Raw genomic sequence first — 24,756 nt, 5'->3', positions numbered from 1 at the left:
TCCCCGTTTTTGATCAACTGGTCAGAAAATCATACCCTAAAGGAAAGAGCGCAGGGAGTTGAACCCCCGCGCGCAAGATTCCTGGGCTAAAATCCTCTTAGCCCAGCTTGGTATTGAAGATCCCCGGAAGCGTAACCTCAAGCAATTCGACATCATCGGAAGGATCGGACAGTTTGGTGCGCATACCGGGCGGGATCACGAACGCATCCCCTTGTTCCAAACGGAACGGATCGCGCCCTTCACCTTTCAGAGTTACCTCGCCCGTCATGACGAAGGTAAAATGGATATCCGTGTCATGCGTTGCCCAGACCGGTTCACCCTGCCCTTTTCGTACGACCTGCACGCCTGCAACACCTTTGGTATTCTCGGCAATCGTCGTGTCGCGACAGATGTATCCTGGCAGGCGAAATGGTCCCCACGCTGAATTCTCGGCTTTGTTATAAACAAAACGCTGCCCTTGCCATTCGCGGTCCGGGCGGAAATTCGGCGTAGGCAGGTCCATCTCGTGGTCGATTTCGGTGACATGTTCGGCGGGAACACCGATTTCGATCACCTGAACATTATTCGAGGCTTCAAGAACCCGGTGGCGGATTTCTGGGGGTTGGATAAAGCAATCCCCAGCTGTCAGGCGCATTTTGTCGCCCTGATCCTCGTAGACGACGTCGACCCAACCATGGATGCAGAAAATCAGTTGAAACCCGACCTTGTGGAAATGCACCATATCCGGCACCGGGCCGCCATCGGGTATACGGATATGGCTGGCGATGATCGATCCACCTAGCCGATCCGGCACAAGATCGCGGTAATGCATCCCTGCCCGCCCGATGATCCATGGGGCCTGATCCTTGAGCCTGCGCACCACGAAGGAATGCACCGTTTCGGGCATCACCATCGGAGGGTTCATTTCATCAATCTCAACCCGCGTGCCGTTGGGCGCGACCAAAGTACGCTGCCCATCAGCAAAACCGTCAGGATCGTCTGTCAGGATACGGATCGTACCAGCGGCCTCGGGCGCGTCCTTCTCGACCCGAAGGCGCAACCCGTGGCCGGAAAACACGGCAACACGCGGATCGTCGGCGGGATAGATCATATCCATCTTCATACCGAGCACTTTTGTGTAGAACGGGATGTCGTCGCGCAGCTCGCCTGTCGGCAGACGGATTTCAGCGCGTGTCTGGCAGTTGTTTCTGGTTGAGGTCATTCAGCGTCTCTTCGGCATCGGATTTTGGCCATCCGATCAGAACAGAAGCCAAAATGCCAATCGAAAAGAACATCTCAAGCGTTTCTTCCAGAACAAAGAGCCGTACTGTCATAAGTGTGGACAGATCTGCCTGGTAAATTCCGGAAACTTCCTCGAGCAGCTGAGCGGTTACCGCCAGCAATCCCGCCAGCACGAAAATCACGAAAAAAGGCGCCCGTCGCTTTACCGCCTGCCAAGCCGCCGGGGCTCCATGCCATAGGGCACCTCCGATCACGATGACGGCCAGAACCACCCGGATCAGCGTCATATCAAGCAAATTATCCAAACCGTTCAGGACCCAATATGGCAGGCTGTCAACTGGATAGATTTCCGCCTCAAGCTCTCTTTCCGCCAGCAACAGACAGACCAGCGCGATGTAAAGACGGGTTATGCCGGGATAGCGCCAGAGCGCAGCCAGGCCCGCGACAAACAGCGCAGCGGCCGAGATCGTTTCGAACAATCCGCCCTCTTCGTTCAGAGCAAGGGCTAGAACCGGCCAGATACCGACGGCGGCAAGGACAAGGATGGCGATCAGCAAAACCGATATGTAAACGGCGCGATCCGGACCAACAACAACCTGGTCCGCCGGGAAGGCGGTCCCGGCCTGAAATTCATCTTTATAGCTCATTTATGGCTTTCAGTGCTCGACAGGTCTAGGTTGGCTCCAAAGTTGCCCGAATGTAAAAGCAATACGACGCTTTTCAACGGGACGTCGGTGAACTTTAGCAAAACTGTTGCAAAATGACGTAGCGTAGCCAAAGCCGGGGAAATAGTTTAACACTAAATCAAATTTTCTGAGGAGTTGAGTCGCCGATGTCGGACACACCCAGCCTGCGGCAGGCCGCGCTTGAATATCACGCCCACCCAAAGCCCGGTAAGCTTGAAATCAAAGCGACCAAACCAATGGCAAACGGCCGCGATCTGGCACGCGCCTATTCACCCGGTGTGGCCGAAGCCAGCCTGGAAATCAAAGCGGATCCTGCAAACGCCGAGCTGTATACCGCACGCGGGAATCTGGTTGCGGTCGTCTCAAACGGGACAGCGGTTCTGGGGCTGGGAAACATTGGCGCGCTTGCATCCAAACCGGTGATGGAAGGCAAGGCCGTCTTGTTCAAGAAATTCGCCGGGATCGATTGTTTCGACATCGAGGTCGATCAACCCGACCCCGAGAAACTGGCGGATATCGTTTGTGCATTGGAGCCGACCTTTGGCGCGATCAACCTTGAAGACATCAAAGCGCCGGACTGTTTCATCGTCGAAAAGCTGTGCCGGGAACGAATGAACATCCCTGTCTTTCATGACGACCAGCACGGCACCGCCATTGTCGTGGGTGCCGCGGCCAAGAATGCGCTGTTCGTTGCGGGCAAGAATTTCGAAGACGTCAAAGTGGTCTCAACCGGTGGCGGCGCAGCGGGAATTGCCTGCCTGATGATGCTGGTCAAGCTGGGCGTCAAGCGCGAGAATATCTGGCTGTGCGACATTCACGGGCTTGTTTATGAAGGCCGTGAAGAGGACATGAATCCGCATAAGGACCAATTCGCGCAAAAAACGGACTTGCGGACACTGGACGATGTGATCGGGGATGCAGACTTGTTCCTTGGCCTCAGCGGGCCGAACGTCCTGAAGCCCGAGATGGTTGAGAAAATGGCCAAGCGCCCGATCATCTTCGCGCTGGCCAATCCGAGCCCGGAAATTTTGCCGCAAGCAGCACGTGAAGTCGCGCCGGACGCGATTATTGCCACGGGCCGCAGCGACTTCCCCAATCAGGTCAACAACGTTTTGTGTTTCCCTTTCATCTTCCGAGGCGCGCTGGACGTGGGGGCGACCGAAATCAACGATGAAATGCAGATCGCCTGCGTGGACGGGATCGCTGAGATGGCCCGGGCGACGACCAGCGCCGAGGCGGCAGCGGCCTATAAAGGTGAGCAACTGACTTTTGGCCCCGATTATCTGATCCCCAAACCCTTTGACCCGCGCCTTGTCGGCGTCGTGTCCTCGGCCGTTGCCAAAGCCGCGATGGAAAGCGGTGTGGCCAAGCGCCCGATCACGGACATCGAGGCATACAAAGAGCGGTTGAATCAGTCCGTATTCAAGTCTGCCCTGCTAATGCGCCCTGTCTTTGAGGCTGCGGCCGTGGCCTCGCGCCGGATCGTGTTTGCCGAGGGTGAGGACGAGCGCGTTCTGCGCGCAGCCCAGGCCATTCTCGAAGAAACAACCGAAACCCCGATCTTGATCGGCCGCCCCGAAGTGATCAACGCACGATGCGAGCGGCTGGGGCTGACGGTCCGTCCCGGCAAAGACTTCCAGATTGTGAACCCGCAAGACGACCCGCGTTATTACGACTACTGGAACTCGTATCACGAGATTATGCAGCGCCGCGGTGTCACGCCGGATCTGGCCAAGGCGATCATGCGCACAAACAACACCGCCATTGCCGCCATCATGGTGCAACGTGGTGAGGCAGACAGCATGATCTGCGGTACCTTCGGCGAGTATCGTTGGCACCTGAACTACGTAGAACAGGTTCTGGGCGATGGCGATCTTCACCCGCATGGCGCGCTGTCGCTGATGATCCTCGAGGACGGACCGCTGTTCATTGCCGATACCCATGTTCGGCAGCTGCCAACCCCAGAAGAGCTGGCCGAGTCGACCATTGGCGCCGCGCGTCATGTTCGGCGTTTCGGGATCGAGCCTAAAATCGCCTTCTGTTCTCAGTCGCAGTTTGGCAATCAGGCTGAAGGATCGGGCAAAAGGTTGCGGGCGGCACTGGATATCCTCGACGCCGAGCCGCGCGATTTCACATATGAAGGTGAAATGAATCTGGATCTGGCCCTCGACCCTGAACTGCGTTCGCGGATCTTCCCGAACTCACGCCTGAAAGGAACAGCAAACGTTCTGATCTTTGCCCATGCGGATGCGGCGAGCGGAGTGCGCAATATCCTGAAAATGAAGGCCGATGGCTTGGAGGTCGGCCCGATCCTGATGGGCATGGGCAACAAGGCGCATATCGTGACGCCGTCGATCACAGCGCGCGGATTGCTGAATATGGCGGCGATCGCGGGTACACCCGTAGCGCATTACGGTTAATAAACCTGAGCACAGTATTCAGGGTGCCAGTATCGGCGCCCTGTTTGATTCACAGCAGGCAATAATTTGCACGCCGAAATATTCAACTTTGCAAAAGCGCCAAATTGATCCTAGAAAGTCAGCAAAAAGGCGATGATTTGCAAAAATTTGCAGGCCAACCTGCGGATTCTTGCAAATTTTTTGCGATAAAGTGACGCTCCGTCACAGCGCTCGCTTGTGCGGTGCCCCTTGGCCACATAACACATTTCTCAAGGAGATTTAGGAGGAGTTCACCGTGGCATATCAGGACATTTACGAAGGCTGGAAATCGGATCCAGAGGCTTTTTGGATGAACGCTGCAAAGGCAATTGACTGGGTTCAACCGCCGACCAAAGCCCTGTTTGACGACAACGCCCCTTTGTATGAGTGGTTCAGCGATGCTAAAGTGAACACCTGCTGGAACGCGGTCGACCGGCATGTCGAAAATGGTCGCGGCGAACAGGCCGCAATCATCTATGACAGCCCGATCACCCACACCAAGCGCGAGATTTCATATGTCGAACTGCGCAATCGCGTGGCCAATCTGGCCGGGGCATTGCGTGCCAAGGGCGTGGAAAAGGGCGACCGGGTCATCATCTATATGCCAATGATCCCCGAAGCGCTGGAGGCCATGCTCGCCTGCGCCCGTCTGGGGGCCGTGCACTCGGTGGTATTCGGCGGCTTTGCCAGCAATGAGCTGGCTGTCCGGATCGACGACGCCAAACCCAAGGCGATCATCGCCGCATCCTGCGGGATGGAACCGGGTCGCGTCGTGCATTACAAACCCCTGCTGGACGGGGCCATCGACATGGCTAACCACAAGCCCGAATTCTGTGTGGTCTTCCAGCGCGAGCAGGAAGTGGCGCAATTAATTGAAGGGCGCGACTACAACTGGCACGGCTTCCAGTACGGAGTCGAACCGGCCGAATGCGTTCCGGTCGATGGCAATGATCCGGCATACATCCTGTACACCTCGGGCACGACCGGCGCGCCCAAGGGCGTTGTGCGTCCGACCGCAGGCCATTTGGTGGCGCTGAACTGGACGATGAAAAATATCTACGATGTCGATCCGGGCGATGTGTTCTGGGCAGCGTCGGATGTGGGCTGGGTCGTAGGACACTCCTACATTTGTTATGCTCCGTTGATTCACGGCAACACGACGATTGTGTTTGAAGGCAAGCCCGTTGGCACGCCCGACGCAGGCACGTTCTGGCGGGTGATTTCCGAGCATAAGGTCAAAAGCTTTTTCACCGCCCCAACCGCCATCCGCGCCGTCAAACGCGAAGATCCCAAGGGCGAGATGTTGGCGAAGTATGACCTCTCCTGCCTGCGCGCGTTGTATCTGGCGGGCGAGCGCGCTGACCCCGATACGATCGAATGGGCGCAAGACGCGTTGAAAGTGCCGGTGATCGATCACTGGTGGCAGACCGAAACCGGGTGGACCATCGCCGGCAACCCACTGGGAATCGAGGAACTGCCGGTCAAGCTGGGTTCACCCGCCAAACCGATGCCTGGCTATGATGTGCAGATTTTGGACGAAGGCGGTCATCCGATGAAACCTGGTGAGCTGGGTGCGATTGCGGTCAAGCTTCCCCTGCCCCCCGGCACTCTCCCGACGCTGTGGAATGCCGAGGAACGATTCAAAAGTTCGTACCTGAACCAGTTCCCGGGGTTTTACGAGACCGGCGATGCAGGCATGGTCGACGAGGATGGCTACCTTTACATCATGGCGCGCACTGATGACGTGATCAACGTCGCTGGCCACCGCTTGTCGACCGGCGGGATGGAAGAGGTTCTGGCCGCCCACCCCGACGTGGCCGAATGTGCAGTGATCGGTGTGACCGACCAGTTGAAAGGTCAAATGCCAGTAGGGTTCCTTTGCCTGAATGCAGGCTGTGACCGCGACCATGGCGAGGTGGTTCAAGACGTCGTCAAATTGGTGCGCGAAAAGATCGGGCCGGTCGCTGCGTTCAAACTAGCCGTGGTGGTAGACCGCCTTCCCAAGACCCGCTCGGGCAAGATCCTGCGTGGAACGATGGTGTCGATTGCGGACAGCAAGGACTACAAGATGCCAGCCACCATCGATGACCCGGCTATTCTGGACGAGATCACCGACGCGTTGAAAACCCTCGGCTACGCTCAGTAGCAGACATGCGGGCGACGATCCGTCGCCCGCATGTCTTTCTCTTGCAACCTGAAACAAGCCCCCTACTGTCATCCCAAGACAGCGAGGGCCCATGACACAAACCGATATCTGGCGTCTGAACGCCACCGACCTGACCGCCTTGACCCGCAGCGGTGAGTTGAGCGCGCTGGAGGCTACTCAGAATGCAGTCGACCGAATGCATCAGGCCAACCCAGACCTGAACGCGGTGGTTGAAGACCTGAGCACCGAGGCGTTGGAGCGTGCGCGTGAACTGGATGCGGCCGTAGCGGGCGGTGCACCCGCGGGGCCGTTGCATGGCGTTCCCGTCACTATCAAGATCAACGTCGACCAAAAGGGGCACGCGACCTCGAACGGTGTTGTTGCCCTGAAGAATGTGATCGCGCCCGACGACGCGCCGGTTGTGCGCAATCTGCAGAATGCCGGGGCCATCGTGATCGGGCGGACTAATACGCCCGAATTCTCATTCCGCGCCGATACAGACAACCCGCTGCATGGTCGGACACATAACCCGTGGGGCCGCCATATCTCGCCCGGCGGGTCTTCGGGCGGGGCCGGTGCGGGCGTGATGGCTGGGATCGGCGCGCTGGCACATGGCAACGACATCGGCGGCAGCCTGCGGTTTCCTGCGGCGGCCAATGGAGCGGTCACAGTCAAACCCGGATTGGGGCGTGTCCCTGCGTGGAACCCCAGCCAACAGGCCGAACGCGGAATTCTGGCCCAATCCATGTCGGTGCAAGGGCTGATCACCCGCTCGGCAGAGGACCTGCATCTGTCTATGCCCAGCCTGATCGGCCCCGACCCGCGCGATCCATTTCACGTTTCGATGCCATGGCGCGGGGAAGCCATGGACAGCCCGATCAAAGTGGCCTTCACCAAGAACACGTTTGGCTATGCGTTGCACCCCGAGGTCGAAAAGGCGCTGGATACGGCCCGCGATGCGCTGACCGACTCAGGCTATCTGGTGGAAGAGATCGATCCGCCGGATGTCTTTGAATGCGGACGGTCAGGCTATCGCGCCTTGATGGGCGAAGTCCTGACCCTGATGCAAAGCGACATCAAGGCGGCAGGATCTGAAACCATCCGCGAGATCTTTGATGTCTATTTTCAGGAATTCCCACCCATTGTGGACACTGACCTGATCCGGATGCTGGCCAAGCGTAGTCACTTCGCCCGGGAATGGTCGTTGTTTATGGAAGACTACGCATTGGTCCTGTCACCCTTCCTGCCGCAACCGTTTTTTAAACCCGACCGGGACACCGAAGGTGCCGAAGGGGTGCACGAGGTGCTTGGCTGCGCCGTGTATTCCTATGCGATGAACTTTCTGGGCTTGCCCGCCGCGTGCGTTCCGGCCCGGCTGGCGGATTTGCCCAACGGCCCACAGCCGATCAACGTCCAGATCGCTGCCCGCCGCTGGCGTGAAGATCTGGCCGTGGACGCCGCCGCCGCAATTGAGGACCGAGTCGGTCAAATGTGTCTGCCACTGTGGGAGAAGACGGGCGCATAAACAGGCCCCTTAAGAAAATAGACCCCGGGTTATTGTGCCCGGGGTCCGCTTGCTAAAATATGCCCGGATATCAATAACGAGCGTAGCACCACCTACCCTCGCCAGCGCTGAAACTGCGCAGTCGTTCGAAAACGCCGTTTGGTGGCCACTCACTCCCACCGAGACGTGTTCTCCAGGCAAGATCAGGTTAGCGGAAAGTTAATGAACCTCATGTGAACTGCTTCACACAACTTCTAAAAAATTCGTAAGTCCCAAAATTTAGGTGAATTGCTCGGATATCAGGCGCTCTTCTAACCCATGCCCTGGGTCGAATAAAATGCGGTGCTGGATTGCAGGTTCAGAGCGGATCTCGACCCAGTCGATATCAGCGAAAGACACCGAATCTGCATCCGCCATGACAGGGCGCTTGTCCGCATCCAGCACATCAAAACGCACCTTGGCGATCTTGGGCAACAGCGCGCCGCGCCACCGGCGTGGCCTGAATGCAGCAATAGCCGTCAGAGCAAGAACATCTGATCCAATTGGCAGAATCGGGCCGTGAGCCGAGTAGTTGTAGGCGGTCGATCCGGCGGGCGTAGACAGCAGTGCACCATCGCAGACCAGCTCATCCATACGAACACGGCCATCGACGCTTATCCTGAGGCGCGCAGCCTGTGGTCCGGCGCGCAGCAGCGACACCTCGTTGATCGCCAGCGCCTCGTGCATCTTACCTGACTGATCCATCGCACGCATGGCCAGTGGGTTGATGACTTCTTCCTCGGCTTCCCCCAGACGGGCCATAAGGTCCCCTTCGTGGAATTCGTTCATCAGAAAGCCGATTGTGCCGCGATTCATGCCATAAACCGGTGTATCCAGGTGCTGCATGCTGTGCAGCGTATGGAGCATGAACCCGTCACCGCCCAGTGCAACGACCACATCGGCATCCCGCGGTGCCGCGTTTCCATAACGTTTCACCAGCACGTCGCGGGCTGTTTGGGCCACTTTGACGTCGCTGGCGAGGAAAGCGATTCTCTGGATCATTTGTTGCGGTTTCCGGTCTTGCACATTTGGTTCCGAAACAACCATACCTTTCCCCGATAAGCCAGACTTGACGCCGCAGCGGGCCAATTCGTCGCTTTAAAGCTTTTGCGCATGTACCGTTTCCGATAGGAAATCCGCAAGATTCTTACCCAGCCATGTGGAGCCCCTATGAACGCCAATCTCCGTGATACCGGATTTTTCACCCAGTCCCTGTCTGACCGTGATCCCGAGCTGTTCGGCTCGATCACATCCGAGCTGGGTCGTCAGCGCGACGAGATCGAGTTGATCGCATCCGAAAACATCGTCTCTGCCGCCGTGATGGAAGCACAAGGCTCGGTGATGACCAACAAATACGCCGAAGGCTATCCCGGACGGCGGTATTATGGCGGCTGCCAGTACGTGGACATCGCCGAGAACCTGGCCATCGACCGCGCCAAAGAGCTGTTTGGCTGCGGCTTTGCCAACGTGCAGCCGAACTCAGGCTCTCAGGCCAACCAGGGCGTGTTCCAGGCACTGATCCAACCCGGCGACACCATTCTGGGCATGAGCCTGGACGCAGGCGGTCACCTGACCCACGGCGCCCGTCCCAACCAGTCGGGCAAGTGGTTCAATGCGGTGCAGTATGGCGTCCGCAAAGAAGACAACATGCTGGACTATGATCAGGTCGAAGCGCTGGCAAAAGAACACCAGCCCAAGCTGATCATCGCCGGAGGCTCGGCCATTCCGCGACAGATCGACTTTGCCCGCATGCGCGAGATCGCCGACATAGTCGGCGCCTACCTGCACGTGGACATGGCGCACTTCGCCGGTCTGGTGGCAGCGGGTGAGCACCCCAGCCCCTTCCCGCATGCGCATGTGGCGACCACCACCACGCACAAAACCCTGCGCGGCCCGCGTGGCGGCATGATCCTGACCAATGATGAAGATATCGCTAAGAAAGTGAATTCGGCCATCTTCCCCGGCATTCAGGGCGGCCCGCTGATGCACGTGATCGCGGCCAAGGCCGTGGCCTTTGGTGAGGCGTTGCAGCCTGCGTTCAAGGATTACATCAAGCAGGTCATCGTGAACGCACAGGCCCTGTCGGACCAGCTGATCAAGGGCGGTCTGGACACGGTGACCCACGGCACCGACACCCATGTGGTGCTGGTCGATCTGCGACCCAAAGGCGTGACCGGCAACATTGTCGACAAGGCTCTGGGCCGGGCGCATATCACCTGCAACAAGAACGGCGTGCCGTTTGACCCGGAAAAACCGACCATTACGTCGGGCATCCGTCTGGGCTCCCCCGCCGGCACCACCCGCGGCTTTGGCGAAATCGAGTTCCGCCAGATCGCAGATTGGATCATCGAAGTGGTCGATGGCCTGGCTGCCAATGGCGAAGACGGCAATGGCGCAGTTGAAGCCAAAGTCAAAGCCGAAGTTGCAGAGCTTTGCGCAAAATTCCCGATCTATCCAAACCTGTAAACCACACAGGGATCACAGATCAGAACGGCGTCCAAAGGGCGCCGTTTTTTTGTTGGAAATGCAGTCAGATGTAGCCGCGCCAGCGCAGGACAATAACTGCCAAAGCCGCCAGCGCCAGAAACCCCAAAGCAACCGCCCCCAGAAAATTCAGGAACCAGCCCCAGCGGCGATCGGCCAGGTTAATACCGCTCAGATGGGTCTGAACTTCTTCCGATGCCTTGGCCAGTTTCGGAGCGTCCAAAACCAACCGTAACTTGGGGTGCGAGGCCATTTGCTCGGCACCCGCCAGCAACATTGCCTGCTTGTATACGCGGCGCGGCAATCGGCGCTTGGCCTTGCGGACCGAAGCCGTCAGCGTCTGGTCCTTTACACCCAGTTTTTCACGCAGCAATTGCACTGTCTGCGCGATCTGGCTTTGGATATCTGTGGTTTGCGACATGACGTTGCCTCCTGCCTGCGCAATCTAACCTCAGCCCGCAGGGGCGACAATGGGGGCTGGTCGTTTCAAACGCACGCAGGTATCAAACCAGAATGCTGAACACGATCATTCACGGTGAACCGACCTCAAACCCTCCTCTGCTGATTGCGCATGGGCTGTATGGATCAGCCCGAAACTGGGGGGTTATTGCGCGCCGACTATGTGACGAAAGGCAGGTCGTTGCAGTCGATATGCGTAACCACGCCTACAGCGAATGGACAGATCAGCACGGTTATCCCGATTTGGCCGAAGATCTGGCCGAGGTGATCCTGCACCTTGGCGGCAAAGCGGATGTTGTCGGGCATTCGATGGGTGGTAAGGCTGCGATGATGTTGGCGCTGAGCCACGGAGAATTGGTGCACAAGCTGGTTGTGGCGGACATTGCGCCCGTTACTTATTCGCACAGCCAAATCCAATTCATCGAAGCCATGCGAGCCGTGGATTTTTCAACGATTGAAAGACGCTCGGACGCCGAGGGACAGTTGGCAGCGCAGGGCGTCGAAAAAGCTTTGCAGAGCTTTTTCACGCAATCTTTGGACGTCAAAGGGAAGCGTTGGCTTCTAAACCTTGACACGCTGGCGGCCGAGATGCCCAAAATCATGGGCTTTCCGGAAATTGATGCATCCTGGAACGGCCCCGCCCTGTTTTTGTCCGGTGGCGATTCCGATTACGTCCTGCCCGAACATCGCAGCACCATCCGCGCGCATTTTCCCGCCGCACGATTTGCGAAAATCCCCGGCGCAGGCCATTGGCTGCACGCCGAGAAACCTCGTGAGTTTGAAGCCGCGGTCAGGACCTACCTTAACGCCTGATCAGGCTGTATTCTGGTACAGTTTCTTCGCCACCAACCAGGACACTGGCAAGGCCGCCACACAGCCAGCTGCGGCTGCAGAAACGATTGCAACCGTAGACACCAATCCTGCGGACAGGACGGCAATAACGCCTGACCCGGCCAGAGCGGTTGCGATCAAAGTATACAGGATAGAGGCAAGGCGTAGCATGGTCAGTTGTCCTTTTGTCAGAAGCCCGATTATCGCTTTAGACAACTGGTCTGCTATACGCCTTGATCTGCGTCAGATTTCAACGGACAGAGGTCAGAAATCAGGCCACTTCGCCGCCGCCACTGACCCAGTCCGGCAACCCACCAATATTGTAGACCTTTTCAAACCCCATATCTTTCAACAGCTTGCCCGCCAGTGCCGCACGACCACCTGCCGCGCAATACAGCACGATTGCGCGGTCCTTGCGCAGCTCGGGGTCATGGGATTTCAGCGCGTCGTCAGCGCGGAATTCAAGCATACCGCGTGGGATATGATGCGCGCCTTGCGCACGGCCGGTTTGCTGCAGCTCGACCGCGTCGCGTACGTCCAGCAATAATGCACCCTCCCCCATCAATTTCTTTGCTGTGTTTGTGTCGATCCGTTCGACGGCAGTGTTTGCTGCCTCCATCATCTGGCCTACGGTTAATGGCATAAGGCGTCCCCTCTGGTGAATCTCACCAGAGGCTAACACGGTAAACCGGGAAAGAGCAGGTCTATAGAATGATCAGTGCTCGCGGAAGGCGCGCGACATACTGTCTGTCACAGGCTTTGCAATATAGGCCGCAAAGGTGCGTTCCTCGGTCTGGATCATGATCTCTGCGGGCATTCCGGGTGTGGGAACAAATCCACGCACGCGGTCCATCTCATCGGGTTCCAGCGAAATGCGCGCCAGATAAACCTCTTGCGGAATTCCTCCAGAATCTTCCACCAGCGCGTCCGCCGAGACATAGTAGACCTCGCCGCTCAGCACAGGAGTGGTACGCTGGTTAAGCCCGACCAGTCGAACCGTTGCTTGCTGCCCCATCACGACGCTGTCGATTTCCGTTCGGGGGATCTGCGCCTCGATAATCAGGGGGGCATCCGAAGGCAGGATTTCCGCGATAGGCTCACCAGTTTCGATAACACCGCCAGCCGTATGATAGTGCAATCGCACTACGGTTCCCGTAACCGGAGCGCGCACAACCGCACGGTCCAGAACGCTTCGGGCCTGCCGGGATTTTTCGCGCACACTTTCCAGATCAGCCGCAATCACGCTCAATTCATCCAACGCAGCCTCGCGATAGGCCGATCGCGTGCGGGAAATCTGTTCTTCGTATTTCAGAAGCATCTGGTTGATTTCAGCTGTTTCAGCCGTCAACCGCGCCAGTTGGCCCTCTGCCTCAGCCTGCACGCGGCGGATCGTGTTGATGTCGCCCTTGCGCACCAGCCCTTTTTTGAACAGTGCTTGTTTGGTTTCGAACTCTTCCTGCAAAATTTCCGAACGCCGAACCATACTTTCCAACTGCGCCTCGAACCCGCTTGAGCGAATTTTCAGCGCTTCCATGTTGCGTTCCAGCAAAGCGATGTCGTTCAGCAACGTCTTACGGGATACATCAAAGCTTATTTTTTGCCCGTCAAGGATCGCCATCACCTCGACATCGTTCGACGCTTCAATCAGTTCCGGCGAGAACTCAAGCCGATCACGCTCATTGTTTTCAGCGGACAAGCGCTGGGACATGGCTTGCAGGCGAATTTTGCGGATGAACAGTTCGCGTTCGTTTGACTCGGCCGAAGTCTGGTCGAGGGTCATAAGAACTTGTCCTTTGATAACGGCTTGACCCTCGATGACTTTGATATCTTCGATGATCCCACCTTCGAGGTGCTGAACAATCTTATTGCGACCTGTGGCAACAAAGCTGCCCTGCGCAATGACCGCCGCGGCCAATGGCGCACTAAAGGACCAGATGCCAAACCCGCCAAAGCAGACAACCAGCAAGATCACACCGATGGTAACAAAGCGGTGGATCGACCGCGGCACCTCGGCATACCAAACTGCTGGATCCTTGGGGTCATTGTTTACGGGTACAACTTCGTTCATTTTGGCCCCCCCTGCTGCGACTGAATGCCTGGTTTGTTTCCACGCGAGGCGTTCAACTGCTGCAGCACCTGTTCACGGTGACCAAACAGCGCCACACGACCATCTGTCAGCAGCATGATTTTGTCGACAACGCTCAACAGCGTCGGTTTCTGAGTGATCACCACGACGGTAATCTTGCTTTCCTTGGCCTGTTCAATCGCCCGCGACAGCGCCTGATCACCGGCAACGTCCAGGTTCGAGTTCGGCTCGTCCAGAACCACCATGCGCGGATTGCCAAAGAAAGCGCGGGCCAGTGCGATACGCTGCTTTTGCCCGCCCGACAGCGGTGATCCATCTGCCGCAACCACAGTTTCATACCCTTGTGGCAACGTGGCAATCATGTTGTGCACATCAGCCAGAACAGCGGCGTCGTGGATTTGCTCATCTGTCGCGTCGGCACGCATCCGGCCGATATTGTCTTTGATCGTACCGGGGAACAGCTGAACATCCTGCGGCAAATAACCGATGCTCTCACCAAACTGACGTGGGTCCCAGTTGCGGATATCCATCAGATCCAGACGAACACTGCCGGAGGTCGGCAGGATCGACCCAACCAGCGTTTTGCCCAACGTGGTTTTTCCCGCCCCAGAATTGCCGATAACGGCAAGTGTTTCGCCGGGATTAAGCGAAAAACTGATGCCGTTCAGGACAACACGTTTGGTGCCACCCGGAACATAAAGAAGGCGCTCCACATCCATGCGCCCCTCGGGACGCGGCAGGCGCAACTTTTCAAATTGCAGGGCCGAATTGGACAAAAGGTTCTTGATGCGCCCAAAAGCGGCACGTGTCAGCAGGAATGCATTCCAGCCTTCGATCGACCCTTCGATAGGTGCAAATGCGCGCCCGGCGATGATCGAAGCGGCGATGACCATACCGCCAGTGATCTCGCCCTGCAGCGCCAGATAAGCGCCCCAGCCCAGAATGGCAATTTGTGTCAGCAGGCGTATCGCACGCGAGATGGCCGCGAAGATCACGTTCCTGTCCTGCGCCCGTACTTGCCATGTCAGAGATTGTGCCGTGTCGCGACCCCAGATGCGCACCGCCTCGGGGATCATCGCCAGAGCGTTGATGATCTGGCTGTTACGCGCCATCGAGTCGAGGTGCAGGTTCGCCATTGATTGGGATCTGTTCGCCTCGGCAAATGGCTTGGCAGTCATTTTCTGGTTAATCACCGCGATAATCATCAGCAACAGCGCGGTTACGATAACGATTGATCCCAGCTGCGGATGCACCAGGAAGATCATCAAGATGAACAGCGGCGCAAAGGGGACGTCGAGAAATGAGATCAATGTGCCTGACACCAGAAATCCGCGCACTTGCTGAAGATCGCCCAGCGTCTGGTATTCCCGGCCGTTGCCGTGCAGCGACGCATGTGCTGCCGCACTTAGAACGGGCGCGCCCAATCGCGCGGCAACCTCGACCGCTGTACGCATCAGAATAAAACGGCGCACCGCGTCAAATGCCGCCTGAAAGATCACAGCCCCCGCAACAATGGCGGTCAGCATGATCAGCGTATCCAAAGACCGGCTGGTCAGCACCCGGTCACTGATTTGAAACAGGTAGATCGGGATCGCAAGGATAAGGATGTTGGTCGCGCAGGTCAGAACCAGGACAAATGCCAGATTGCGCCAGATCGCCTTTAGAGAGGTGCGCAGAGTATTTTGGAAATCCTCTGGCGGCGTGCGTTTGTGGAATGTCTGGGGTGGCCCGTTGCCGTCACCTCCGCCCGTTTGTCGGAGTTGCATCGGCTCGTTCGCCTTGGCCTCGATAGTGGCACCTAAGTGTTCACCGCCCTTCGAGCGCGTTTGGGGGGTCACCCGCGCAGTCGTTTCTGTGGCGGTGTTAGGATCGGGGCTTTGGGCTTCTTCGGCCACCCCAGCGTCGCGGCCCTGGGCATTCTGATCTTGAGCGGGCTGCGACTGTTCGCGCCGGGGCGAAGCCGCGGCACGAGTTGGTGGTTCCGACCTGGTTTTGGTCGCCTGCTTTTTGGGCTTCACAGCTTTTGCGGCAACCGCATCGTCCTTTTTCGCAGTCATCTTGGGACTGTCCTCTGGATCTGGTACACGCATTTCTTTGTTCAAACGCAAACTTGGCGTCTTAGCTGCTTTTGGTAGGGATTCATCGCTGCCATGCGGCTGCGTGGGCGTGCCAACGCCCTCAATATCAAGCGGGCTGGCATCAGAAGAACGACGCGACGAAAATACAATCGACATTTTATAACTTTCGGAACACTCGTAACAAATACAGTCATTACGCTAACACGAATTGACCAAATCAGGTAGAAATTTCACGCCAGCATCGTTTGCATCGCATCATCGTTGCTAGCATTTTCAGAAGGCGTAAGGTTCGATTGTGCCCGTGCGATAGCGTTTTCGCCAATCCCAGCCGTCTCTTCCATTATTATGGCAATGACTTCATTGGCCAACTCCGAAGCGTCTGGCACTTCGGGGATGTCAATCAGTGCTGCCTGATGCAACAGCAGGTCCGAATATTCGCCGCCCGCTGCCATAATGGTTGAGTCGACACCAGTCTTGGTGATGTTGGCTGCATTCAACAGGGCGTTTCCGGCTCCGTTGACCGCGGCATCAACAGCAGCTGCTGCTTCAAGCGAAATATCGTCTTGATCCTGCAACAATGTGACCTGTTCGACCGAATTGACCTGCAAAAGATCGCCGTCGATCTTCAGTACGCGAAGCAACTCCATGCCGGCGTAGTCCGGATTGGATGTCAAAGCGTCTTCAAAGGCCTCGCGATCAATCTGCTGCAACGGCATAGCCTCGGCATGGGCCATGTCCAATTCTTCCACCGTGTCCTCGCCGGTCGTCGTCAGATTGGCCTGGTTCATAACCAGATTGTCGTCACCCTCTTCCGGCTTGCCGGCGCCATAGACGTCATCGTCCAACAGCGCGATGGTCTGGTGCAGCATATCGACCGAAATCATGTTTCCACCGATCATGATCAGATCGTAGAAATTGCCCAGTTCAACGATGTTTGTAACATTGGTCAGAATGTTGTCACCCAATGTGAACAGGCTGGTCGAAGCCGTGACTTCCGTGTTGATCTTGTCGATATCTGTGGCGTCGATCACCTGCTTGATGAAGTTCGTGACCCACAAATCGCCTTGTATCCACGTGACCGAGACAATCGGATCCGCACCCGGCTCTGCTACATTGTCGTCCTGCCACCACTGTTCGCTGGCTTCGGTCCCGATAAATGACGCCTGAACCACATTGGTGTCACTTTGAACACCGGGTTCACCCTGATCGATGTCGGACACCACCGCCACCTGACTGATCACTGTCAGGTTAACGGACTTGCCGCCCACTGCGATGACGGGCGCGTCGACCCAGGCCACAGTGATGTTAACCTCGTTGACCGCAAGGTTTCCGCCCGCGATAACCGTATGGCCCTCGCCGAACTCATCATCATCCGAGCGATCCCATTCGTCCGGGGTCATGTCTGGCGTATCGTCTTCTTCCTCGTCTTCTGTCTGGTGATGCGCGGGCAGAAGATCGTCCCAATCCGGAATTTCTTCGACCATTTCGCCATTCACAATAACGCCCAGCGCGTCCTCGCCGTGGAACTGGTGAATGGTCACGCCTTCGATTTGAGATATCATCGGCGACTGCATCTGTTCAGCCAGACTTTCGAGGTATTCCAGCGACTTATAGTCTTCAATGTTCAGAGATGGCGTTGCAATGGCGTGCATCGACAACGCGACATCCAGCATCTGCTCGCCTTGCGCAATCTGGATTTCGATATCGCGAAAATCGCCGTGACCGATGACATCGTTGTCGTTCAGGACAATCGCCTGGAACGTGTAGGTCACGGCCGAGCCGATGATGAGTGGTGGGACTTGTGGATCCAGAATTAATACTGCTGTCTGCGCCGTCCCCAACTGAACATCCGGAATATAGGGATCGGGTCCGAAGCTGGGACCGACATATATCTCTGACAACGCAAGCGGCCCATCGGGCACGGGCGGCAAAGGAAGATCGGCAGGAGGAGGCAGAAGTTTATAAGGGAGTGGATCATATTCTCCTGGTGGGAGATCTAATTCAGTAGCGATCCGTATGGATATCGGATCGTCAAGTTCATCCAGTTCGACTTTGCGCCGAAGCGCCGTGAATTCTTCGTACTGATCTCTCAGCCGGGCCTGTTCAATCGTAAGCTCAAAGGTTCCAATAAAATGCGCTATCGTTTCTGTAATACTGTCGAGAGACATATCGGTTTCCTTTTCCCCGCCCCGGCCTAAAATTTCCGCTTTGGGTTTGTTGTGCCGAGGCCACTTGTCGCGGCCTCGGCGGTTTCGTCAGAAGGTCGGGGCCCGATAATTCGGGCCCTGACTGCGACTTACACGTCGGTGTCGTCGCTTGCGAAGCTCGAATTCATCGCACCGCCAACCATCGTGGTGTCGACCGAGTTGCCAAGAACATTGGCACCCATGACGATCGACTGGTTGAAGGCCGAAGTATCGACAACTGCGGCTGCAGATGCATACGACTCGCCGTTGATGATACCGTCGCCACCGTTGTTAGAGCCCCAGGTTCCTGCGTTTCCGCCAGCTCCGCCGTCGCCCGAGTATGCGCCGGCCGAGCTACCGCCCATGCTGTCACCACCCATGGAATCCCCGGACATAACGTCGACAGTGGCCTGGCCGCTTGAGCCGCCCGTTGCCGTTCCGGCACCGCCTGCACCGCCAGCACCGCTAGCAGCAGTACCCGTGGCTTCGTTCATAGCGGACGAATCCGAGTCATTATCGGATGCCGACGCGCCGCCGTACCCGGCGATTGCTTCAGCCAAGCTGTCTGCCGAACCATCGGCTTCGAACACGGAGTCGAGTGCACCTGCACCACCACCGCCGCCAACTGCGTCAGATTGTGCTGTACCGGCGCCATCAGCGTCAGCATCAGCCGCCGAAGAGCCTGTTCCACCTGCACCACCATCACCGTCAGCTGCTGAGCTACCGGTGCCAGTTCCATCGCCGGCACCGCTAGCTGTATTGGTTCCACCGTCGCCACCATCTGCATCCGCATCAGTAGCGTTATCGGCAGCACCAGCAACGTCGCCCGAGGTCTGGTCGACATCCGGGCCAGAAGCGGATTGATCGCCTACACCCTGGCCATCGACATCTGCAGCGGCGTCTCCAGCATTGCCATCACCACCGTTGCCATCACCGGCTGTCGACGAACCGCTACCAGAATCCGCTTGGGAATTACCGGTGTCGGCATCTGCGTCGCCTCTTCCGCTTTCCGAGATTTCCTGTTGGAGGCGCGCAATGGCTTCTTCTACGAGACGCGAGAAGCCGCCTTCTCCGTCACCGCCGGCCGCCGAGGTATCGTTGTCGGATTCACCACTGCCTGTACCGTCAGCAGTATTATCACCCGCATCATTGTCACTGGCGTCGGTGTTGTTGTCGCTGGCGTTGTCAGCAGAGCCGTCTGCATCTGCGTCACCATCGCCACCATCTGCTCCGGAGGCGTCACCATCGTTGTCGGTTTCGCCGTAGCCTTTGGCTTTGGACGCGGACTCGTTGTCACCACCATCGGCTTGTGCATTCGAGTCGCTGTCGGCATCAGCAGTCCCAACTCCCTCTGCGTAAGAGTCTACATAACCACCGTCACCGCCTGCATTGTCTGCATCGTTGTCAGCGTCGGTCGAGTTGTCAGCGTTCGAGTCGCTACCCGCTTCGCCACCATCGCCACCGCCGCTTTCACCATCCGCTTCTGAATTCGAACGCGCTTTACCGGTGTTTTCATTGTCGGCATCGCCAGTATGGCCACCATAACCGCCTTCTGCGTCTGCATCTGCGTTGCCGGTCTGACCGCCTTCGCCGTACGCATCGCTACCGATGGTTTTGCCACCATAGCCGTCGCCACCGCGGCTGTCGCCGCCCATGCCGGAGCTCGCGCCATTTGCTGCGGAACCGATACCTTCCTTAGCGTTGGCTTCACCGCCATTGGCATCGCCATTCTGCTGGAAGTCGCCGTAGTTTCCGACCTCAGCGTTGTCGAGGTCGTCATTGTCTTCAAGGCTTGCCAACTGATTGCTGACAAAAGACATATCGTTTCCTTCGCCATCCAACGAAATGTTGAGATTCATGTCGTCGCCGGGATCATAGTCAAGATCGCGACCAGCAATTATTACGTCACCCATGCTGGCGTTGTCGCCCAGATCCAGGTCGACTTGATCGTCATCACGCGGGATCCACTCGCCACCACCAAAGTCAATGTTCACAGCATTGCTGTTCGAGTTGTCGTTGCTGTCGTCACCACCGTTTTCATTTGATTGCGACTGTGTTTGATCCTGGTCTTGACCCTGATCCTGATCCTGACCCTGTTCGTTTTCGACCTTGTTCTTTTGCTGTTGTTGCTGGTTCTGTTCGTTGTCGACGCTGTTGTCGTTGGTTTGCTCTTGCTCATTTAGATTTGCGTCAATCTGAGCTTCTTCGACTGTAATATCGGCATCGATATCAACATGGGCCTCTTCGACCTCAACTTCACCGATTGCAGTAATGTCGTTGTACGGTTGGTTGCGTCTACTCATAATAGTTCTCCACTTATGAAGCGCGCTGACCGTCACTCATCTCTAAAACGGTTACTGGCGCAGTTGAATAATAAGGGCCGCACTCATACGCAAAACACGCGTGTGCGGTTTCGTTCAGTGAATTTTACCCACCCTCCTTTCTCGGCTTAGCCGACGCCGTGTCTGCGGAAGTAGCTCGCGGAAATGCGCGATTCGCGGACACATCAGGAATTAAGGCTTCAGAATAGAAGCGGGATCATGGTTACAGGCAGAGCGCGTCGTGAATAGCTACCTTAAAGGACTAGAACGCCCAGGGCCTTGATTTCATTACTGTAATGCTCGTGTGATCGAATAGCAGTCGCAGCAATGGCCAATCGCGCGGGTCAAATCTCACAATTTGGGAAACCCATTGTTCTCCACCACTTACGCGAGAGGAAGTACTGCCGACCTAAACGAAAGCATTAGAACTGAATTTTCGGAACGGCGCACATCATTGATAAAACTTGTACTTTCAGCTATAGTCGTGCCCCAATAGCATAAGTTACTTTAATTCTGTTCTACCAGTACTGGTTACAATTTCGCCGTTATTTTTCGCGGCGTGGGTTAATTAAAAGGGGGCGTGGCAATGGGCATTCCGATTCAGGAAGATGCTGGTCAAAACGATTACAATCCCGAAGAATTCTCGATCAATTTCGTCGGCAAAGAACTCTTCTATTCAAATCAAACGATCCATGGTGTCCAATCCGAGTTTGGCGTGATCACGCGCCGGATCGAAACAATTGACGCGCTGTCTGCACCAAGCGGCTCGGACGTTGGGGCCGGAAAGGTGGTCGTCGTCGACCAGATGATGCTGGACGACCTGTTGAACCGACCGCAGGCCTATATGGAAATCGCGGGATCAGGCAGCTTGGCCTTTGCTTACCGCAAGGAAGAAGCTGCCCGGCTTGCATTCGAAAAGTGGGATCGCAGCAAATTCGGCGACATCGGATACCTGCCGATGAACGTCGCGCCGGATGTATGGCGATCTATTTTGCGCCTCCTGCTGCATGAAGAGCTTTACCTGCCGTGTTTTCTTGCGGATTGCGTGGCGCATGCGCCGACGCAGTCGTACGGCGCGCCGGTAGCGACATCAAATCCCAGCGACCTCCACCCGACATACTCAAAGCTGACGCGCCGGGAAAAGCAGGTGCTGAAACTGGTGTCGAAAGGTCAAAGCAACAAGATCATCGCATCGAACCTGGGCATCACCGAACACACCGTCAAACTACATATGCACAATGTGGCGGGCAAGATCGGTGTCAGCAACCGGACTGCAGCCGCGCAATTCTATTTCGAGGTTGCGCCGGACGAAGCGCGAGAACTGCCCGTTGACTGACGATTTCGAAGCCCGATTTGACCGCCTGATCCTGCTGGTCGGCAAGTTGAACTACATGTGGACCAACACGGAAAGCCTGTTGATTCATCTGATCGCCGGGTTGACCCGCACCAACAAGGATATCTCGGTCATCATCTTTCTGACGCTGAACACGACCCGCGCCAGAATTGATCTGGTCGAGCGGCTGGCCAAGATGGAAGGCCGCCCGCCAGACATACGTGACCCTATCCTTAAGCACACGCAGCGTCTCAGCAAGCTTTCGGGAATTCGGAACAGATACAACCATTGCATCTATTCCTTCGACCCCGACAGCGGCAATCCGAAGACAATCTTGATGCGCATTGCAGACCGGAAGACGGACATCAAACTGGGCCGCCAGGATACGGTTGATGAGGGCGCGATGAAAGAAATCGAAAAGGTGGTCGACCAACTTTCAGTGGCGAACCGGGAAATGTGGAAACTGATCAACGATCTTGGGTTTCCAGCTTAACAATGCGCTGGTGCGGGCGGTGGGACTCGAACCCACACGGGCATACGCCCTTCAGATTTTAAGTCTGATATGTCTACCATTCCATCACGCCCGCTCAGCGTGCCAAGCCTCTGTTGGACCTCAGGAACTCAGTAAGGCCATCAGATCACGAATTCAATGCGTTTCACCTGGGAAAATTCGGCATCAAAACGTCGCGGTATCCCCCGCATTTCCCCTGCCCGTCCATCGCCGCGGCACTTCAATCACTTTCTCTTGGGTTGCATGACGCTTGCTTAACCTCCACTTGGAGTTAAACTATGCTGCAGAGCAGAAAAGCAATTGAGTTAAATCGTGAGCACCGAGCAAAAGTCCTTTGAGGATCGTATCGCCCAAATCAATAAACGTACGGAAGAAACAGCCCGGAAAAATCCCAGACCCAAAACCGATAACATCTGGAAACGCCTCGCCTATCCAGGGGCATTCTTGGGCGCATTTACGCTTGGCTCCATGGTGGTTTTTCTGACCCGTTTCATTCAGTTTCAAATGGTGGGCGTGCCGGAAGCAGGCAAAGTGAACACGCAGGACTTTATCGGCATCGCGATGGCCAGTCTGGCGGGTATGGTCATTTCGATGTTTCTCAGGGACAAGCAAAAAGAGTTCGCAAGTGCCAGCACAGTTGGGGTCTTGTTGACAACTTTCACGTTCCACAATCTGGTTTGGGCCTACCCCGTTCAATTCGAACGAATGTACAGTGAGGACTGGGTTGAGTTCATGCAAAAGATTACCGAGCCCTCCAGCCTATACATCTTTGGCATCACTATCGGATTAAACTAAATATCGGGGGCCGAGGGATCGCTGCCAGCTGCAGCGGAAAAGTGAGTCGTGCACCATTCGAAGCAGAATTTTGATATCGCCCAATCAGCCACCAAATAGCAGCTAGAGCAAGCGCGCAGATAGCGCCCCAATCTGACTGAGACAGAATCGATCTGTTCGTGCAGTCATTCCGGTACATTACTGCATCTTAGATATTGGAGATTTAGTGGTGCCCCCACACGGACTCGAACCGCGGACCTACTGATTACAAATCTAATGCCATTAAATTACCTACATTTACCTAAACATCGAAAGTACGTTGACTTATATACCAAAATCCCGTTTGATTTACCGATCTTGAACTACTGATTTACCTTGATTTACCAGTTTGACGCGTCCTATACGCGTCCTAGGATTTTGAGTTGGTATGCCGATCAAAAAAAGGACACCACCAAGAAAACCACCATCGAAGGCTAAGCTGACCAAGTCTTTTATAGAGGGTCTGCCTTCCTTTCCGTACGACTATCTGGTCGCGGACACTGAAGTCCCCCGCCTAAAAGTAAAAATTACCCCAGCAGGAAATCGCAGTTTCTTAATCAGGTACCGGAATTCTTTTGGACGGGAAAAAAAGTTCAAGCTGGGTGATTTTCCAGACATGAGCGTAACGCTCGCGCGCAACATGGCAGCACGTCATCTAAACAACATTGCTGCGGGCCACGACCCAGCCGACGAGCGCGCAAAAAAACGTCATGGCCTAACTTTGAACGAATTGTTCGAACGGTTCTTAGAAGAATATGGCCAATTTCACCTCCGATCTTCGACGATCAAAGGGTACAGACAATTGCATCGGGCAAACTTGGTCAACTCTCTGGGCAAGCGGCCAATCTCATCAATTACCCGAAATGACCTACTCCATTTCCATCGGGATCATGCCAATACCCCATATACAGCTAACCGGCTAATTGCCTTGATCCGAAGGCTCTTCAATTGGGCTGAAAACATTGGTCTCTGCGATGACTACAATCCAGCAAAAGGCGTTAAACCCTATACGGAACGAGCCGTAGAGCGGTTACTCACAATAGAAGAGACCGAAAGATTAGCGCAAGCTTTAGACTACGTTCGCACCAAGCATCCCGGCTCGGACGCCTCGCTAAACGCAATTATCTTCATGTTCTTTACGGGATGCAGACGCAGTGAAGCACTGCGCATGAGATGGGATGAATTAGACTTTGAACGAAAAACTATAGCGTTCATTGGGGCCAAATCAGGTGATCGCAAGCAACACATGTCCGACGACCTCCATAGCTGGCTTGATGAACTCCATAAGCGCGCCACAAGCGAGTATTTGTTTCCTGGCGGCATAGTCGGACAGCCTCTTAAAGACATAAAGCGAACTTGGGAAATGGTCCGGAGACGTGCGGGGTTACCAGAGTTGAGGCTACATGATATTCGGCACAATGTGCTCTCTGACATCGCCGCATCAAATGATCTAGCGACAGCGCAGTCCGTCGGTGGGCACAAAAGCATTAGGTCTACAATGCGATACATTCACTCCAGATCATCGACGACCCAATCCGCCATCTGAGCCTCCCCCACTGAACTGGTCCACCGTTATGTTTAGGAAACGGAGGACCACGAATGGCAAACAAGAGACCGAAG

The 24,756-nt window shown here is 56.0% G+C and carries 19 protein-coding genes and 1 tRNA gene; 9 read left to right on the top strand and 11 right to left on the bottom strand.

Annotation, left to right across the window (positions count from 1 at the left end; genetic code table 11):
• Window positions 1–97 precede the first annotated feature (97 nt).
• Both AC2FI8_RS04500 and AC2FI8_RS04495 read right to left on the bottom strand, forming a co-directional pair.
• Window positions 98–1,201: a cupin domain-containing protein gene (locus tag AC2FI8_RS04500; protein ID WP_496777422.1), complete on the bottom strand. Its 1,104-nt coding sequence runs from the start codon at window positions 1,199–1,201 to the stop codon at window positions 98–100.
• Window positions 1,164–1,868 (bottom strand): hypothetical protein, encoded by a 705-nt coding sequence (locus AC2FI8_RS04495; protein ID WP_496768271.1) that lies wholly within the window; start codon window positions 1,866–1,868, stop codon window positions 1,164–1,166. The genes AC2FI8_RS04500 and AC2FI8_RS04495 overlap by 38 nt, the downstream gene beginning before the upstream one ends.
• 185 nt (window positions 1,869–2,053) lie before the next feature.
• On the opposite strand from AC2FI8_RS04495, the gene AC2FI8_RS04490 reads away from it, so the two are divergent.
• The 3 genes from AC2FI8_RS04490 (at window position 2,054) to AC2FI8_RS04480 (ending at window position 8,016) form a co-directional block, all read left to right on the top strand.
• Window positions 2,054–4,327, top strand: coding sequence for an NADP-dependent malic enzyme (locus AC2FI8_RS04490; RefSeq protein ID WP_496768269.1), 2,274 nt, complete (start codon window positions 2,054–2,056; stop codon window positions 4,325–4,327).
• A gap of 274 nt (window positions 4,328–4,601) precedes the next feature.
• Entirely contained in the window at window positions 4,602–6,491 is a 1,890-nt protein-coding gene (gene prpE / locus AC2FI8_RS04485) for a propionate-CoA ligase PrpE (protein WP_496777420.1), read from the top strand.
• Between the two features lie 91 nt (window positions 6,492–6,582).
• Entirely contained in the window at window positions 6,583–8,016 is a 1,434-nt protein-coding gene (locus AC2FI8_RS04480; protein WP_496777418.1) for an amidase family protein, read from the top strand.
• Between the two features lie 258 nt (window positions 8,017–8,274).
• Here the strand turns inward: AC2FI8_RS04480 and AC2FI8_RS04475 are convergent, their stop codons facing one another.
• The gene (locus tag AC2FI8_RS04475; RefSeq protein WP_496768265.1) at window positions 8,275–9,036 is read right to left on the bottom strand and encodes an NAD kinase; all 762 of its coding nucleotides are present in this window, start codon (window positions 9,034–9,036) and stop codon (window positions 8,275–8,277) included.
• A gap of 168 nt (window positions 9,037–9,204) precedes the next feature.
• Between AC2FI8_RS04475 and glyA the strand changes: the two genes are divergently transcribed.
• Window positions 9,205–10,500 (top strand): serine hydroxymethyltransferase, encoded by a 1,296-nt coding sequence (glyA, locus tag AC2FI8_RS04470; protein ID WP_496777416.1) that lies wholly within the window; start codon window positions 9,205–9,207, stop codon window positions 10,498–10,500.
• 64 nt (window positions 10,501–10,564) lie between these two features.
• Here glyA and AC2FI8_RS04465 read toward each other — a convergent pair whose 3' ends face one another.
• Complete coding sequence (locus AC2FI8_RS04465) at window positions 10,565–10,939, bottom strand: hypothetical protein (protein ID WP_496739757.1); 375 nt, start codon at window positions 10,937–10,939, stop codon at window positions 10,565–10,567.
• A gap of 92 nt (window positions 10,940–11,031) precedes the next feature.
• Between AC2FI8_RS04465 and AC2FI8_RS04460 the strand changes: the two genes are divergently transcribed.
• Window positions 11,032–11,790 (top strand): alpha/beta fold hydrolase, encoded by a 759-nt coding sequence (locus tag AC2FI8_RS04460; RefSeq protein WP_496739758.1) that lies wholly within the window; start codon window positions 11,032–11,034, stop codon window positions 11,788–11,790.
• Here AC2FI8_RS04460 and AC2FI8_RS04455 read toward each other — a convergent pair whose 3' ends face one another.
• The 6 genes from AC2FI8_RS04455 to AC2FI8_RS04430 all read right to left on the bottom strand — a co-directional run bounded on the left by AC2FI8_RS04455 (window position 11,791) and on the right by AC2FI8_RS04430 (window position 20,461).
• Window positions 11,791–11,979, bottom strand: a complete 189-nt coding sequence (locus tag AC2FI8_RS04455) for a hypothetical protein (RefSeq protein WP_496739759.1) — start codon at window positions 11,977–11,979, stop codon at window positions 11,791–11,793.
• 100 nt (window positions 11,980–12,079) lie between these two features.
• On the bottom strand, window positions 12,080–12,451 hold the full coding sequence (locus AC2FI8_RS04450; RefSeq protein WP_496777413.1) for a rhodanese-like domain-containing protein: 372 nt from the start codon (window positions 12,449–12,451) through the stop codon (window positions 12,080–12,082).
• 72 nt (window positions 12,452–12,523) lie between these two features.
• Window positions 12,524–13,876, bottom strand: a complete 1,353-nt coding sequence (locus AC2FI8_RS04445) for an HlyD family type I secretion periplasmic adaptor subunit (protein ID WP_496768256.1) — start codon at window positions 13,874–13,876, stop codon at window positions 12,524–12,526.
• Window positions 13,873–15,951 (bottom strand): type I secretion system permease/ATPase, encoded by a 2,079-nt coding sequence (locus AC2FI8_RS04440; RefSeq protein ID WP_496777411.1) that lies wholly within the window; start codon window positions 15,949–15,951, stop codon window positions 13,873–13,875. The genes AC2FI8_RS04445 and AC2FI8_RS04440 overlap by 4 nt, the downstream gene beginning before the upstream one ends.
• Window positions 15,952–16,202: 251 nt before the next feature.
• Window positions 16,203–18,140, bottom strand: coding sequence for a type I secretion protein (locus AC2FI8_RS04435; protein WP_496777409.1), 1,938 nt, complete (start codon window positions 18,138–18,140; stop codon window positions 16,203–16,205).
• Between the two features lie 128 nt (window positions 18,141–18,268).
• Window positions 18,269–20,461 (bottom strand): hypothetical protein, encoded by a 2,193-nt coding sequence (locus tag AC2FI8_RS04430; protein WP_496777407.1) that lies wholly within the window; start codon window positions 20,459–20,461, stop codon window positions 18,269–18,271.
• 604 nt (window positions 20,462–21,065) lie between these two features.
• On the opposite strand from AC2FI8_RS04430, the gene AC2FI8_RS04425 reads away from it, so the two are divergent.
• Window positions 21,066–21,815, top strand: coding sequence for a helix-turn-helix transcriptional regulator (locus AC2FI8_RS04425; protein ID WP_496777405.1), 750 nt, complete (start codon window positions 21,066–21,068; stop codon window positions 21,813–21,815).
• Window positions 21,808–22,305, top strand: a complete 498-nt coding sequence (locus tag AC2FI8_RS04420) for a hypothetical protein (protein ID WP_496724962.1) — start codon at window positions 21,808–21,810, stop codon at window positions 22,303–22,305. Before AC2FI8_RS04425 ends, AC2FI8_RS04420 begins: the two co-directional genes overlap by 8 nt.
• A gap of 8 nt (window positions 22,306–22,313) precedes the next feature.
• On the opposite strand, the gene AC2FI8_RS04415 is transcribed toward AC2FI8_RS04420, so the two are convergent.
• Window positions 22,314–22,399, bottom strand: a tRNA-Leu gene (locus AC2FI8_RS04415).
• Window positions 22,400–22,635: 236 nt separating this feature from the next.
• Here AC2FI8_RS04415 and AC2FI8_RS04410 point away from each other — a divergent pair.
• Both AC2FI8_RS04410 and AC2FI8_RS04405 read left to right on the top strand, forming a co-directional pair.
• The gene (locus AC2FI8_RS04410) at window positions 22,636–23,118 is read left to right on the top strand and encodes a hypothetical protein (protein WP_496739766.1); all 483 of its coding nucleotides are present in this window, start codon (window positions 22,636–22,638) and stop codon (window positions 23,116–23,118) included.
• Between the two features lie 406 nt (window positions 23,119–23,524).
• A complete protein-coding gene (locus AC2FI8_RS04405) occupies window positions 23,525–24,682 on the top strand; it encodes a site-specific integrase (RefSeq protein ID WP_496777402.1) in 1,158 nt (385 codons plus the stop codon).
• Window positions 24,683–24,756 lie beyond the last annotated feature (74 nt).

It is taken from the genome of Ruegeria sp. CDSB029 (genome assembly GCF_059611125.1).
Note: the sequence above shows the minus strand (reverse complement) of the source record. Positions and strands in the feature narration are given on the sequence as shown.

Coding starts and splice junctions, on each gene's coding strand:
- glyA (WP_496777416.1), top strand. CDS start 9,205: ATGAACGCCAATCTCCGTGATACCGGATTTTTCACCCAGTCCCTGTCT.
- AC2FI8_RS04425 (WP_496777405.1), top strand. CDS start 21,066: ATGGGCATTCCGATTCAGGAAGATGCTGGTCAAAACGATTACAATCCC.
- AC2FI8_RS04465 (WP_496739757.1), bottom strand. CDS start 10,939: ATGTCGCAAACCACAGATATCCAAAGCCAGATCGCGCAGACAGTGCAA.
- AC2FI8_RS04430 (WP_496777407.1), bottom strand. CDS start 20,461: ATGAGTAGACGCAACCAACCGTACAACGACATTACTGCAATCGGTGAA.
- AC2FI8_RS04455 (WP_496739759.1), bottom strand. CDS start 11,979: ATGCTACGCCTTGCCTCTATCCTGTATACTTTGATCGCAACCGCTCTG.
- AC2FI8_RS04480 (WP_496777418.1), top strand. CDS start 6,583: ATGACACAAACCGATATCTGGCGTCTGAACGCCACCGACCTGACCGCC.
- AC2FI8_RS04490 (WP_496768269.1), top strand. CDS start 2,054: ATGTCGGACACACCCAGCCTGCGGCAGGCCGCGCTTGAATATCACGCC.
- AC2FI8_RS04435 (WP_496777409.1), bottom strand. CDS start 18,140: ATGTCTCTCGACAGTATTACAGAAACGATAGCGCATTTTATTGGAACC.
- AC2FI8_RS04495 (WP_496768271.1), bottom strand. CDS start 1,868: ATGAGCTATAAAGATGAATTTCAGGCCGGGACCGCCTTCCCGGCGGAC.
- AC2FI8_RS04500 (WP_496777422.1), bottom strand. CDS start 1,201: ATGACCTCAACCAGAAACAACTGCCAGACACGCGCTGAAATCCGTCTG.
- AC2FI8_RS04450 (WP_496777413.1), bottom strand. CDS start 12,451: ATGCCATTAACCGTAGGCCAGATGATGGAGGCAGCAAACACTGCCGTC.
- AC2FI8_RS04475 (WP_496768265.1), bottom strand. CDS start 9,036: ATGATCCAGAGAATCGCTTTCCTCGCCAGCGACGTCAAAGTGGCCCAA.
- AC2FI8_RS04440 (WP_496777411.1), bottom strand. CDS start 15,951: ATGACTGCGAAAAAGGACGATGCGGTTGCCGCAAAAGCTGTGAAGCCC.
- AC2FI8_RS04460 (WP_496739758.1), top strand. CDS start 11,032: ATGCTGAACACGATCATTCACGGTGAACCGACCTCAAACCCTCCTCTG.
- AC2FI8_RS04445 (WP_496768256.1), bottom strand. CDS start 13,876: ATGAACGAAGTTGTACCCGTAAACAATGACCCCAAGGATCCAGCAGTT.
- AC2FI8_RS04405 (WP_496777402.1), top strand. CDS start 23,525: ATGCCGATCAAAAAAAGGACACCACCAAGAAAACCACCATCGAAGGCT.